11 protein-coding genes are annotated in these 13,203 nt (G+C 59.3%); 10 read left to right on the top strand and 1 reads right to left on the bottom strand.

Annotated features, from left to right (window positions below; all coding sequences use genetic code 11):
• Positions 1-36: 36 nt before the first annotated feature.
• On the bottom strand, positions 37-1,020 hold the full coding sequence (locus tag M9920_03580) for a WG repeat-containing protein (GenBank protein MCO5051363.1): 984 nt from the start codon (positions 1,018-1,020) through the stop codon (positions 37-39).
• Between the two features lie 281 nt (positions 1,021-1,301).
• Between M9920_03580 and M9920_03575 the strand changes: the two genes are divergently transcribed.
• The 10 genes from M9920_03575 (at position 1,302) to M9920_03530 (ending at position 13,202) form a co-directional block, all read left to right on the top strand.
• Entirely contained in the window at positions 1,302-1,574 is a 273-nt protein-coding gene (locus tag M9920_03575) for a hypothetical protein (protein MCO5051362.1), read from the top strand.
• A gap of 30 nt (positions 1,575-1,604) precedes the next feature.
• Entirely contained in the window at positions 1,605-2,420 is an 816-nt protein-coding gene (locus tag M9920_03570; protein ID MCO5051361.1) for a TatD family hydrolase, read from the top strand.
• A gap of 105 nt (positions 2,421-2,525) precedes the next feature.
• Positions 2,526-3,695: a metabolite traffic protein EboE gene (eboE, locus tag M9920_03565; protein MCO5051360.1), complete on the top strand. Its 1,170-nt coding sequence runs from the start codon at positions 2,526-2,528 to the stop codon at positions 3,693-3,695.
• 160 nt (positions 3,696-3,855) lie between these two features.
• Positions 3,856-4,716, top strand: a complete 861-nt coding sequence (locus M9920_03560; GenBank protein ID MCO5051359.1) for a UbiA family prenyltransferase — start codon at positions 3,856-3,858, stop codon at positions 4,714-4,716.
• A 205-nt stretch (positions 4,717-4,921) separates the two neighbouring features.
• Entirely contained in the window at positions 4,922-6,067 is a 1,146-nt protein-coding gene (locus tag M9920_03555; GenBank protein ID MCO5051358.1) for a 3-dehydroquinate synthase, read from the top strand.
• Positions 6,064-7,461 (top strand): alkaline phosphatase family protein, encoded by a 1,398-nt coding sequence (locus M9920_03550; protein MCO5051357.1) that lies wholly within the window; start codon positions 6,064-6,066, stop codon positions 7,459-7,461. Before M9920_03555 ends, M9920_03550 begins: the two co-directional genes overlap by 4 nt.
• A gap of 166 nt (positions 7,462-7,627) precedes the next feature.
• Complete coding sequence (locus M9920_03545; GenBank protein ID MCO5051356.1) at positions 7,628-9,169, top strand: DUF11 domain-containing protein; 1,542 nt, start codon at positions 7,628-7,630, stop codon at positions 9,167-9,169.
• A 77-nt stretch (positions 9,170-9,246) separates the two neighbouring features.
• Positions 9,247-11,496 (top strand): hypothetical protein, encoded by a 2,250-nt coding sequence (locus M9920_03540; GenBank protein ID MCO5051355.1) that lies wholly within the window; start codon positions 9,247-9,249, stop codon positions 11,494-11,496.
• Between the two features lie 108 nt (positions 11,497-11,604).
• Entirely contained in the window at positions 11,605-12,102 is a 498-nt protein-coding gene (locus M9920_03535; GenBank protein MCO5051354.1) for an NUDIX domain-containing protein, read from the top strand.
• Positions 12,103-12,518: 416 nt separating this feature from the next.
• Positions 12,519-13,202 (top strand): TIGR00730 family Rossman fold protein, encoded by a 684-nt coding sequence (locus M9920_03530; protein ID MCO5051353.1) that lies wholly within the window; start codon positions 12,519-12,521, stop codon positions 13,200-13,202.
• The last annotated feature ends 1 nt before the right edge of the window (position 13,203 follow it).

Raw genomic sequence — 13,203 nt, 5'->3', positions numbered from 1 at the left:
TCACTTGCGCAACACACCAATCGTCTCCGGGCCGGGCTATTTGCTCGGATTCCACACGTATTTGCCGGACTCATTGATGTAGCCGAATTTGCGATCCAGTTTGACGCGCGCCAATCCTTCGTAGAAGGGTTCGGCCTCGTCAAATTGCGGATTGACGACGTACTTGCCGTCGCGGTTAATGTAACCCCACCGCCGCGCGAATTTCACCGTGGCCAGATTTTTGCCGAAAGGCAGCGCGGCATCGAATTGCGGGTTGATGACGAACTTCCCCGCCGGGTCCACGTAACCCCAACGTCCGTCCAGACGGGCGGGAGCGAGATTTTTTGAAAACGCGCCCACCGCGTCGAATTGCGGTTGAATCACGATCTCGCCCGACGGTTTGGTAAAGCCCCAGCGCCGGTCCAATTTGATGGCCGCCAGTCCATCGGAAAAAGCTTCCGCATGATCAAACTGCGGGTTGATGACAAACTGCCCCGTGTTGTTGATGAATCCATAGCGATCGCCCAGCTCGACCGCCGCCAGCCCGCCGGAGAAATCGCCCGCGTTGTCGAATTGCGGGTTGATGATAAGGTTGCCGGTTCGATCAATATAGCCGTAGCGCCGCTTTTGTTTGACGACGGCGTATCCTTCGGAAAATCGGTTGGCGCCGTCAAATTGCGGGTTGATGACCATTTTTCCCTCCCGATCAATATAACCGAAACGGCCGCCGAGTTTGACCGCCGCGAGGCCCTCACAAAACGGACTCACCGCGTCGAATTGGGCGTTGACCACCATTTTACCGGTGTCGTCAACGAATCCCCAACGCTTGCCCATGCGGACCGCTCCCAGATTTTCGGCGAACGCTTCCGCGCGCTCGAATTGCGGATTAACCACCAGGGCGCCTTCGCGATCGGCGTAACCCCCGCGGTCGCTCACGACGACGGGATACAAATTGGCGGCATACGTGGGGAGACCGCATAACAGCGCCAGTGCGAGTGACAGCCAGGTCGGATTTTGGAAAGGTAGGTTCAACAATTTCATGGATCGTAAATGTTTGGAATGATTCGGGACGAGTGTAATGCGCTCCGCCCAACCCGCAGGGATTCTATTTTGCCTCCTTGAGCAGTCAAGCTACCAATCATCATTCCCACGGTGGAAATCGAAGGACAACTGTTTCCGACAAGTGGCGAAGCCAAGGTCGCGGCGCACGACGTGTGGATGGAGTTCGTAGTTGCCGCCGTCCTGCCGTTATCGCATCGAGTGGTGCGAAACGAGATAAAGATTTGAGTGCGCGGCGGGGCGGCGTCATGCTAGGCTGTGGCATGAGTCGGCAACAATTGCTCGATCTTTATTATCTGGAGGCGCGTTCCAAGTTGATTGATGTCGCGGCGTTTCTCGATCGGGTGGAGCGCGCAAGCGGCGCGGGGGACTTTCGCTGGGACGCTTTCAAAGCGGCGCTCGCCCAAATGCAAGCGGCCACGAGCGCCCGCGCGGAAGGGGTGTTGAACGCGTTAAGTGATCCCACCACCGAACCCATTCCCGTCGCCACCACCAAAGCCGCGTGTGGCGCCTGGCCCGGCCGATCGGCAACTTGAAAGCGGCACCGTCGTTAACTCCTTGCTCTCATGCGATACATTGAACCTCATGCGCACATGGTGAGTCGCACCACGGACGATTATCAGGCGATGGTCGTGGCGGGTTGCGCGGCGGTGTGCGAACCCGCGTTCTGGGCCGGTTTCGACCGCAGCTCCGCCGCCGGCTTTTACGATTACTTTTGCCAGTTGACCGAACACGAACCGCGCCGCGCCGCGAAGTTCGGGCTGCCGCACTATTGTTGGTTGTGCATCAATCCCAAGGAAGCGGAGGACGTCAAGCTGGCGCAGGACGTCGTTGCGCTGATGCCGCAATTTCTGGAGCGAAGCAACGTGTTGGGCATCGGAGAAATTGGGCTGAACAAAAATTCGCGGAACGAACTCAAGGTGCTGGAATTGCACGTGGACCTGGCCGCGCGGCAGAATCAACTCATTCTCGTCCACACGCCGCACCTCGAGGACAAACTCAAGGGCACGCGGTTGATTTTGGATGTGCTGAAGGCGGACGGACGCATCAAACCTGAGCGTTGTCTGATTGATCATGTGGAAGAGCACACGGTGAAAATGGTGTTGGATCAGGGGTTCTGGGCCGGCATGACGTTGTATCCGGAAACCAAATGCACGGCGGCGCGCGCGGTGGATATGATCGAACGGTACGGCAGCGAGCGGTTATGGATGAACAGCGCTTGCGATTGGGGCGTGAGCGTGCCGCTGGCCGTTCCGTATGCCGCGCAGGAATTGCGGCGGCGCGGTCATGACGCCGCCACCATTGACCGGCTCGTATATCAAAATCCCAAACGCTTTCTCAGCCAATGTTCCAAGTTCAAGTTGATCGAACCTACCGTTTGATTGGAGACAGTGCCTTCGCCTGTGTTCGGGTAGCGGCGACGCCACGTCGCCGTGCGGCGGAAGCGTTGCCGCCACCCACCCGCGACGAGGCGTCGCTTCTACCACATGATTCTTAAACACGGTCTGCATCTCGCTTATTGCACGAACATTCACCGCAGCGAAACGTGGGCGGAAACTTTCGCCGCGCTCGAATCCGCCACGTTGCGCGTCAAAGCCCGGGTGCAACCGCACGGTCGTTACGCCATCGGTCTGCGCCTCAGCGATCGGGCGTCGCGCGAGCTGTCCGACGCGCCAACCTTGCTTCAGTTCCAACGCTGGCTGGACCAACACGAGTGTTACGTTTTCACGATCAACGGGTTTCCGTTCGGCCAGTTTCACGATGTGCGTGTGAAGGAACAGGTTTATCGCCCGGACTGGACGGACCCGCAGCGGGTGGAATACACGGAACGCTTGTTTCGTCTGCTGGCGCAATTGGTGCCGGTGGGAATGGAAGGCAGCGTCAGCACTTCGCCCGGTTCGCACAAGGATTTCATCACTACGCCGGAACAGGAAACACAAATGCGCGCGCACTTCTGGCGGCTCGTGAAATTTCTCGGTGACCTAAGCGAGAAATCCAATCGGCAGTTGCATTTGGGGGTGGAACCCGAGCCGTTCGGCTGGTTTGAAAACACGGCCGAGACCGTGCAATTCTTCGAGCGATTGCGGGAGGATCATCCGGGTGATGCGCGATTGGAACGGTACTTGGGCGTGAACTACGATGCCTGCCATCTGGCGGTGGAGTTCGAGGAGCCCGCCGCCGCGATCGCGCAATTCCAGGCGCACAACATTCGGATCAGCAAAATCCATTTTAGCAGCGCGTTGCGATTCGCGCCCACTCCCGAGGCGCTGTCGCAGCTTGCGCGCTTTGACGAACCGGTTTATTTGCATCAGGTCATCGCGCGCAAACCGGACGGTCAGTTGGTGAAGTTTCGCGACGTCGCCCCCGCGTTGCAGAGCGTTGCCGGGCGGTCCTTGTCGGCGGCGGAAGAATGGCGCGTGCATTTTCACGTCCCTTTGCATTGGCAGCCCACCGGCGCGTTGAGCCACACGGTGGATCATGTGCAGGGTTTGTTGCGGTTGTTGCAGACTCAACCGCAATTATGTTCGCACCTCGAAATGGAAACCTACACCTGGGCGGTGATGCCGGAATTTCTGCACAGCCCCGACGTGGTGGATCAGTTGGTGGGCGAATACGAGTGGACCTTGCGTGAGCTGGCCAAACATGACTTGCGTTGAGGTGGCGCGGCGCGAACGGTGGGGCGGGCTTGTGCTCCAGCAAAAAAGACTTTCATTTACCGACGCGTTTTTCTTTCCTGATTGAGCCGATGCAACGCCACCACAGAAACGACGAACGCCGACGGGGCCGGACGGCGCTTCGCGGTCCCAGGGGTTGATCATGACGCGGCCGCCGTTACGACTGCATACGCTGCTGGTTTTGGGGCGCACCTCCAACCTGCCAACGGTCTGGTCGAATTGTCTCGCGGCCTGGTTGATCAGCGGTGCGGGGAACTGGTATGCCTTCCTGTGGCTTGGTCTGGGCGCTTCGCTGTTATACCTCGGCGGCATGTTTTTGAACGACGCGTTCGACGTGGAGTTCGACCGACAATTTCGCAGTGAGCGACCGATTCCCGCCGGACACATTTCCGCGTGGGACGTTTGGTGGTACGGCGGTTTGCTGCTATTCATCGGCTGGCTGCTGCTGTTTATTTTGAGCGCGACCGTGGCGGGGCTGGCGTTGGCGTTGGTCGCGGCGATCATTGGCTACGACGCCATCCACAAACGCACCGAATTCGCCCCGTTCCTCATGGCGTTGTGTCGTTTCCTGCTCTACCTCGTGGCGGGAGCGGCCACGCTGCACGAGTTGCGATTTCCGGTGATTGGTCACGGCGCGGCGTTGGGCGCGTATATCGTGGGGTTGAGCTTCGTCGCGCGTGGCGAAAGCAAACCGGGAGGCGCGCCCGTATGGCCGTTGTTGCTGGTGGCGGCACCGTTGATCGCCAATGTTTGGATTGAACCCGTCCGCCATGTCTGGTCCTGGCTGGCGGCGGTGGCGCTGCTGCTCTGGTTGATCAAATGTCTCTGGCCGCTTCGGCGCGCGGCCAAACCGAACGTGGGCCGGCTCGTCGCGGCGCTGCTGGCCGGGATCGTATTGGTGGATGCGGCAGCGGTGGCGACTTTATCTTTTGGCGCCCTGCTGGGATTTGCCGCGTTGTTCAGTCTGGCGTTGTTGTTTCAAAAAGTGGTGCCGGCGACTTGAGCTTTATGCGCCGCACCGGGATTCGGTGGCGGTTGGCGCCGGTGCGTGGGATGAAGATTTGTGGTTCCGGCCGCGTCGGATTACTCGTGAAAGGAGCGGATTTCTTCTCTGGCAAAACGAGAATCGTGGCGCGGCGGCGTAATCCGTTGGGAAACTTCACTTGCCTCGGCGAACGCGCCGACGGAAACTGACGGTTCTTGGTTACATGGATTTAATCGAACGCAACATTCAGGTCAGATGGCAACACCGCGTGTTGTTCACCGACCATATTTTTGATTCCCAAAATCCCACCTTGCGGGAGGAGCTACGTCGCGACCATACCGGCACTCCACGTCGGGCGCTGGTGGTGGTGGATGCGGGTTTGGCGGGCGCGCAAGCGGGTTTGATCGCGGCCATTGAAACTTACTTTCAAACCGCCGCTCCGGACGTGACCCTGGTGGCGCCCCCGCAACTTTGTTCCGGCGGCGAAGCTGTCAAAGCGTCCTGGGCCGCGGTGAGCGATCTGCACACGGCCATTGATCAATACCACATTGACCGCCATTCGTATTTGTTGGCGGTGGGCGGCGGCGCGCTGTTGGACATGGCGGGACTTGCGGCGGCGACGGCGCATCGCGGCGTGCGACATGTCCGCATCCCGACGACGACCTTGAGCCAGTGCGATTCCGGCGTGGGCGTGAAAAACGGCATCAACGCGTTCGGCAAAAAAAACTTCATCGGCACCTTTGCGCCGCCTCACGCCGTCATCAATGATTTCCAACTGCTCGCCACGTTGGGCGAACGCGACCAGCGCGCGGGTTTCGTGGAAGCGGTCAAGGTGGCCTGTATTCGCGACCGTGAATTTTTCACCGCATTGGAAGCGGACGCCGCGGCGTTGGCCCAATTCCGACCCGACGCGGTGCGTCAATTGATCCGGCGTTGTGCCGAGTTGCACGTCAACCACATCGCCACGAGTGGCGATCCGTTTGAGTTTGGTTCGGCACGCCCGCTCGACTTTGGCCATTGGGCGGCGCACAAACTGGAGCAACTGTCCGGCTTCCAACTGCGTCACGGTGAAGCCGTGGCGATCGGGATTGCGCTGGACGTGATCTATGCGCGCCGCGCCGGATTTTTGGCCGGGACCAATTCCGAGCGCGTCCTGCAGTTGCTGCGGAAATTGGGCTTCGCGTTGTTTCATCCCGACCTGCAGCGTGACGGGTTGTTGCTGGGGCTGGAGGAATTCCGTGAGCATCTGGGCGGGCAACTGGCGATTACTCTGCTGCGCGATATCGGTGTGGGTTTCGAGGTGAACGAGATGCAGGTGGATTTGATCCGGGAATCCATTGCCGAACTGGCGCAACGCTTTGCGGCATGAAACGCACGGCGGTCATCAACGTCGTCGGTCTATCGGAATCCCTGTTGGGCGAACATACGCCCCGACTCAACGCGTTTCATGCCCGTGGCGCGTTGACGCGCATCGAGCCGGCGTTCCCCGCCGTCACCTGCACCGCGCAATCCACTTACCTCACCGGATTGACGCCGGCCGAACACGGCATCGTGGCGAACGGCTGGTATAATCGCGAACTCGCCGAGGTGCAGTTCTGGAAGCAATCCAACCGGCTCGTGGGCGGAAAGAAAATCTGGGAGACGTTGCGCGAGACGCATCCCGGTTTCACCTGCGCAAAATTGTTCTGGTGGTATAACATGTATTCCACCGCCAATTGGTCCATCACGCCGCGTCCCATGTATCCGGCCGATGGTCGCAAAATTTTCGACATTTACACCTGGCCGTTTTCCATCCGCGAAGAAATCAAGCGCGAGTTGGGCGAGTTTCCGTTCCCAGCGTTTTGGGGGCCGGCGGCGGGAGTGGATTCGCCGCAATTCAAAGCAGATGCGGTGTCCAAGTGGATTGCGGAATCGGCTAAGTGGATTGAACGCAAATACGCGCCGACGTTGAACCTGATTTACCTGCCGCATCTGGATTACAACTTGCAGCGATATGGGCCGAGCCATCCCATCATCCCGTCGGACTTGCGCCGTATTGATGCCATCGTGGGTGACTTGATTGATTTCTTCGCCAAGCAATCGGTGCAAGCGGTGCTGCTGTCCGAATACGGTATCAGCGCGGTGGACACGCCGGTGCATTTGAATCGGCTCTTTCGCGAACGCGGCTGGCTGACGGTGAAGGAGGAACTTGGTCTCGAACTGCTCGATTACGGCGCGAGCCGCGTGTTTGCCGTGGCGGATCATCAGGTGGCGCACGTTTATTTGAACGACCTCTCGCTGGAATCCGAAGTGCGAACCCTGTTGGAACAGCAAGCCGGTGTTGCCGCCGTCTGGGGCGCCGCGGAGAAAATGCGGCACGGCTTGAATCATCCACGGGCTGGGGACTTGATTGCCGTGGCGCAAGATCGCGCGTGGTTCACGTATTATTACTGGCTGGACGATCGGCGCGCGCCGGATTTTGCGCGGACGGTGGATATTCACCGGAAGCCGGGTTACGATCCGGTGGAATTGTTTCTCGATCCCCAAATCCCGCTGGTGAAAGCGAAGCTTGCGTGGCGCTTGTTACAAAAACGACTGGGCTTCCGCATGTTGATGGATGTCATCCCGCTGGACGCCACATTGGTGAAAGGTTCGCACGGTGCGCGCCCGGCGGATCCACGCGAGTGGCCGGTGTTCATCGGTGATGCGGCTGATCTCCAACCCGCGGCGTCGCTGCCGGCCGTTGGCGTGCATGACCGCCTGCGACAATTGGTGCTGGGTTAAACATGGATACGGAGAGAAATGAATCTGGCCGTGAACTACGCGCTAGGTGATGCCGATGCACTTCGATGGCGACGACCCGTCGGGCCTCGCCAACCCGCTCAAGTCGGCTTGCGGAAATTTTGAACCTCGTCCACTTTGCAGGGGTCGAGTAAGTGGATTGCCCCGCGTGAAAGTTGATCTTCCATTCATCAAGGTCGCGCCCGCGCCAGTCAGGCTGGCCGCGCTGACCCTGCTGTGGCTTGTCGGTCTGACGGGTTGCCAGCCCGTGCGCTGGACGCAATCCGATTCATCAACGGGAATGCCTCTGGCGTCGCCCAAAGGAGCGGCGGTTCAGAGTCCAACGCCCATGGCGTCGGCGTCAACCGCCGCCTTTGCGGAAACCACAACTGCCGCGTTGCAATTCAAAAAGTCGCTGCCGATTAAAGCGGAAGCTGGCCGCACTTTTATCGGCGAACTGAAACTTACCGCGCGCCGTTCGCTCACCAATCTTGTCGTGCGCGACGCGATCCCGGTCGGCGCCGCCTGGCAACGCAGCGAGCCGCCCGCGGTCATGGAAGGCAACGAGCTGGTTTGGCAGGTGGACGCGCTGCGCACCGGTGAAAGCTTGAACTTCAAAACCTGGTTCGAAGCGAACACTAATCTCGTGCCGCGCGCGGCGGCCACGGTCACGGCTCAGCCCAAAGTATCGGCGGGTCTGATCGTCGGCAGCGCGGGGTTGGCCTTGGATGCGAGCGGACCGGAAACGGCTCCGCTGAACGCGGACCTGACCTACCACATTCAAGTTCGGAACACCGGTTCGGAAACGGTTCGGGGCGTGATGATTCGTCAGGCGGCACCGGCAGGAACCAATTTCAGCAACGAGGTGAATGAAACCACGCTCGATGCCGGTGATCTTGATCCCGGTCAATCGAAGTCATTCACAACGCAACTCAAGGCCGTCCAGCGCGGAACCATTTGCGCCACCACCACCGCGCAGAGCCTTAATGCCCCCGAGTTGAACGCCGAGGTTTGCTCGACAATCATTGATCCGCGGCTTCAGGTGCAGGGCGCGGGCGCCAAGGAACAGGTGGTGGGTCGCAATGTTGATTATGAGATCACCGTAACGAATGTCGGTGATACGCCGTTGACCAACGTCGTCATCAGCAGCGTCGCGCCCGAGGAAGGTTTCATCGTGGCGGCACCCGGCGCGGTGATCACCGGGAATCAAGCGGCTTGGACCGTGGCCATGTTGCGACCGCGCGGTCGGGTGACGAAGACCATCAAGCTCACTTCCAAGAACGCTGGAGTCAGTTGCGCCACAGTGACCGCGAGGGCCGGGACGGTGACCGATGCCACCAGACTCTGCACGCTCTGGAAGGGGATTCCCGCGCTGACCTTCGAGCTTTCCGACATGCCCGATCCGATTCAGGTCGGCGAGAGCACCACCTACCGGATCGTTCTGATCAACCAAGGTTCAGGCGAATTGCACAACTTCAAGGTTCAGGCCGTTTTTGATGACTTGATGCTGCCCATCAGTTCGCCTCAGGGCACGATCAACGGACAGCACGTCACTTTTCCCACCATCGCCTTGATCAAGGCCCAGCAATCAGTCACCTTCACCATCTCGGTGAAGGGGGCGATGGTCGGCACCTCGCACAACCGCGTGGAAGTGATCTGCGACGAGATCAAAGCGCCGATCCTCCGCGAGGAAAGCACCACGATATACTAAGCTTGCGCCGATTCGGGCGGTTTTGCATCATTTCGCCACGGACACGAACTTATCCGTTATACCCCATTTTTATTATTATGAGTAAACATCAATGGAAATTCTTTACGGCAGGCGGCTTCGATCAGGTTAAACTTGATTCCGGCGCGGACCTGATGAACTTGGATCAACTTGACCAGAAACTTTGGGTCGCTCTGGCCTGTCCCACGACCGGGCTTGAATTTTGCCCCAAAACGGCCGCGTTAATTGACACCGACAAGGACGGACGCATCCGCGTTCCCGAACTCATCGCCGCCATTAAATGGGCCGGGTCCGTGCTGAAAAACCCCGATGACCTCGTCAAAGGTGGAGATTCGGTTGCACTCTCGGCCATCAAGGACGAAGCGCTCGCCGCGTCCGCCCGAAAGATTCTTGAAAACATCGGCAAAAAAGACGCCACCGCCATTTCGGTCGAGGACGCTTCCGACGCCAATAAAATTTTCATCAACACCACGTTCAACGGTGACGGAGTCATCATTCCCGACTCGGCGACGGACGAGGCGACCAAAGCCGTCATCAATGACATCATCGCCTGCCAAGGCGGCGTGCCGGATCGCTCTGGCAAGGATGGAATTAACCAGGCCAAAGCGGATGCGTTCTTTGCGGATTGCACCGCGTTCGCCGATTGGAGTCAAAAAGCCGAAACCGACAAAACCAAAATCCTGCCCGCCGGTGACGCTACCGCCGCTGCCGCTGCCGCCGTTCAGGCGGTCAAGGCCAAGGTGGACGACTACTTCGGCCGCTGCCGGTTGGCGGCGTTTGATCCGCGCGCGGTGGCGGCCTTGAATCGCAAGGAAGAGGAATACCTCGCGATCGCCGCCAAAGACCTCACCATCACCGCCGAGGAAATCGCCAGCTTCCCGCTCGCTTCCGTAACCGCAGGCAAGGCGTTGCCCTTGCAAGGCAACGTGAATCCGGCTCACGCGGCGGCCTTGGCGACATTGCGCGTCAATGCCGTTAAACCGTTGCTCGGCGATAAGACGGAATTGACGGAGGCGGATTGGGCCGCCTTGCAAGCCAAACTCGGTGACTACGCGGGTTGGAACGCTGGTAAAGCCGGTGCCGCGGTGGAAAAGCTGGGACTCAAGCGCGTCCGCGAAATTCTCGCCAGCAAAGCGAAGGAAAATGTAGCGGCGTTGATCGCCAAGGATCAGGCTTTGGAGCCGGAAGCCACGGCCATTGCCAACGTCGAGAAGCTCACGCTCTTCGTGAAAAATTTGTTTCTGCTCTGCCTCAATTTCGTGAACTTCCGCGACTTCTACGACGGCGGCGAACCGGCCATCTTCCAGGCGGGCACGTTGTATCTGGATCAACGCTCCTGCACGCTGACGTTGCCGGTGGCTGATGCCGGCAAACACGCCAGCATGGCGGCGTTGGCGGGTACTTACCTCGCCTATCTCGATTGCGTCCGCAAAGGCTCGGACGAAAAACTGAGTCTCGTTGCCGCCTTCACCAACGGCGACTGCGACAATCTTATGGTGGGCCGCAACGGCTTGTTCTACGACCGCAAAGGCCGCGATTGGGACGCCACCATCACCAAGATCGTGGAAAACCCGATCAGCATCCGTCAGGCATTCTGGGCGCCATACAAGAAACTCGTCCGCATGATCGAGGAAATGGCCGCCAAGCGCGCCGCCGCAGCGGATGCCGCCGCCGATGCCAAACTGAGCGCCGCCGCGGAGAAAACCGTGAACGCCGACCAAGCCAAGCCCGCACCGAAGAAAGTGGACGTGGGCACGGTCGCCGCGATCAGCGTGGCCATCGCCGGGATTGGCGCTTTGATCACTTCGTTGCTCGGTTACGCGACGGGCCTGTTCCAGCTGCCGTTCTGGCAATTGTGTCTGGCCATCGTCGGACTGCTCCTGGTTATTTCCGGTCCTTCGATGGTCATTGCCTGGCTGAAATTGCGGAAGCGCAACATCGGTCCGATCCTGGACGCTAACGGCTGGGCGGTGAACGCCAAGGCCCGCATCAACGTGCCGTACGGCGCTTCCTTGACCGGCATCGCCAAACTGCCCGAGGGCGCCGTGCCCGTCGCGGATCGTTACGGTGAGAAACCCAGCGGCTGGATTGGCTTCCTCAAGTTCGTCGTCATTGTGTGTTTCATCTTCAGCTTGCTGAACCACTTCTACGTGTGGGACACCATCATTTACAAAGCCACCGGCGAACATTATCTGCCCGGACTTATCCGCCAGGAAGCGCTGGAGAAAGCCGAGGAAGCCAGAAGGAGGGCCGCTGAAGCTGCCAAACCCGCTGCAGCTACCGCTCCTGAAGCGACGCCCGCACCCTGAGCGCACACGACCAACTTCGCCCGGGTCATCCGACCCGGGCTTTTTGTTGCCGTTCCACCCGGATTTTCCCGCTTAATCCCCACTCGAAAATCTGGTTTATTTGAACTTGTGAAACTGCCATACAAGGCCGCCACGCTGCTCTACTGTTTCAACGAGGCCGACGACACGCTCCTGCTCGAACGCGCGCACGAACCCAACCGCGGCTTCTGGAGTCCCTGCGGCGGTAAGCTACGCCTGGATGAAGGCGAATCACCCTACGTGTGTGCCGCACGCGAAGCGCATGAGGAACTCGGCATCAAATTTCTGCCCACCGACTTTCATCTCACCGGGCTGATCAGCGAACACGGTTATCAGGGGCAAACGCACTGGCTCATGTTTTTGTTTGAGCTGAAACCGAAACTGCAACAACTGCCCGCGCCAATGCAGGAAGGACGCTTTCAGTTTTTCAAACGCACGGCGCTGGACGGATTGCGCATCCCGCAAACGGATCGCGAACGGATCTGGCCGTGGTTCTGGCAACATCGCGGCGGTTTCTTTGCCGCGCATTGTCACTGTCATCCGGACGGTCGCAACGACTGGACCTTGGAAGACAGCCGGCCTCGTTGAATCACTGACCTCGACGTATTCCGCCGCGTGCTCAGTCCTTCGTGATTCCGAACGGATCGGCCACATAGCCGCTACTCGGTGGAGGCAATAAAATTTGCGAATGCCGATTGATGATTAAGCGGGTTGCACTGGTGTGGGCGTGGGTATATCGGGGAGCACACGCGCCTCGCGTGTGCTGACGGACGCCTCGTCCGTCAGGAAAGTCAAAACACTTTAGACGCAGTCTGCGTTTCATCCTCTGAGTGAATTGCGTGTTCGCTGCGAGGCGCGTCGAACCGCATCCGGGGCGGATGCGCTCCCCAATGCTAACCTCTACTCAACCACGACCCACGTAAATCGTAAATTGGTTCTCGCCAACCCCATGAGTCTGCGGACGCGCGCTTGTTTGCGGATGCGCGAAACCTTAGTCTGGCGACATGAGTAATCAGGGTAATGGGTTTATCCGGGAAGATCCGTGGCGCGTGTTGCGGATCATGGGCGAGTTTGTGGCGTCGTTTGAAACCATGTCGCGGGTTGGCCCCGCCGTGTCCATCTTCGGCTCGGCGCGGACCAAGCCGCGCGACAAGTATTATCGCGCCACGGTGGCGTTGGGGAAAAAACTGGCCCAAGCGGGCATCCCGGTCATCACCGGTGGCGGTCCGGGCATCATGGCGGCGGCCAATCAAGGCGCCACCCAGGGCGGCGGCAAATCCGTGGGTTTGAACATCGCCTTGCCACACGAGCAAAAGAGCAACGGTTACGCGAACATCCCGCTGCACTTTCACTATTTCTTTGCGCGCAAGGTTTGCTTCGCCAAATACAGCGTGGCCTACGTTTACATGCCCGGCGGGTTTGGCACGTTGGACGAATTGTTCGAGGTGTTGACGTTGGCGCAAACGGAGCGCATTCCCAAATTTCCGTTGATCTTGTTCGGGCGCAAACATTGGACCGGCCTGCTTAAATGGCTGCGCACCGAGTTGAACGGAGCAAACCATTTCATCGCGCCGCGCGATCTGGATTTGCTGACGCTGACGGATGACGTGGACGAGGCGGTGCAGGTGATTTGCGATTACCTGGAGCATACCGGTCCGCCGCAATCCGTCCCAATGGCCTTTTCTTGAA

The sequence above is a fragment of the Verrucomicrobiia bacterium genome (assembly GCA_023953615.1).
GTDB lineage: Bacteria > Verrucomicrobiota > Verrucomicrobiia > Limisphaerales > JADLHS01 > JADLHS01.
The sequence above is the reverse complement of the archived record's forward strand: the minus strand, read 5'-3'. Positions and strand labels throughout refer to the sequence as shown.

Bases quoted from the DNA above. Each gene is read 5' to 3' on its own strand.
- M9920_03540 (MCO5051355.1), top strand. From the start codon at position 9,247: ATGAGTAAACATCAATGGAAATTCTTTACGGCAGGCGGCTTCGATCAG.
- M9920_03575 (MCO5051362.1), top strand. From the start codon at position 1,302: ATGAGTCGGCAACAATTGCTCGATCTTTATTATCTGGAGGCGCGTTCC.
- M9920_03550 (MCO5051357.1), top strand. From the start codon at position 6,064: ATGAAACGCACGGCGGTCATCAACGTCGTCGGTCTATCGGAATCCCTG.
- M9920_03560 (MCO5051359.1), top strand. From the start codon at position 3,856: ATGACGCGGCCGCCGTTACGACTGCATACGCTGCTGGTTTTGGGGCGC.
- M9920_03570 (MCO5051361.1), top strand. From the start codon at position 1,605: ATGCGATACATTGAACCTCATGCGCACATGGTGAGTCGCACCACGGAC.
- M9920_03580 (MCO5051363.1), bottom strand. From the start codon at position 1,020: ATGAAATTGTTGAACCTACCTTTCCAAAATCCGACCTGGCTGTCACTC.
- M9920_03530 (MCO5051353.1), top strand. From the start codon at position 12,519: ATGAGTAATCAGGGTAATGGGTTTATCCGGGAAGATCCGTGGCGCGTG.
- M9920_03555 (MCO5051358.1), top strand. From the start codon at position 4,922: ATGGATTTAATCGAACGCAACATTCAGGTCAGATGGCAACACCGCGTG.
- eboE (MCO5051360.1), top strand. From the start codon at position 2,526: ATGATTCTTAAACACGGTCTGCATCTCGCTTATTGCACGAACATTCAC.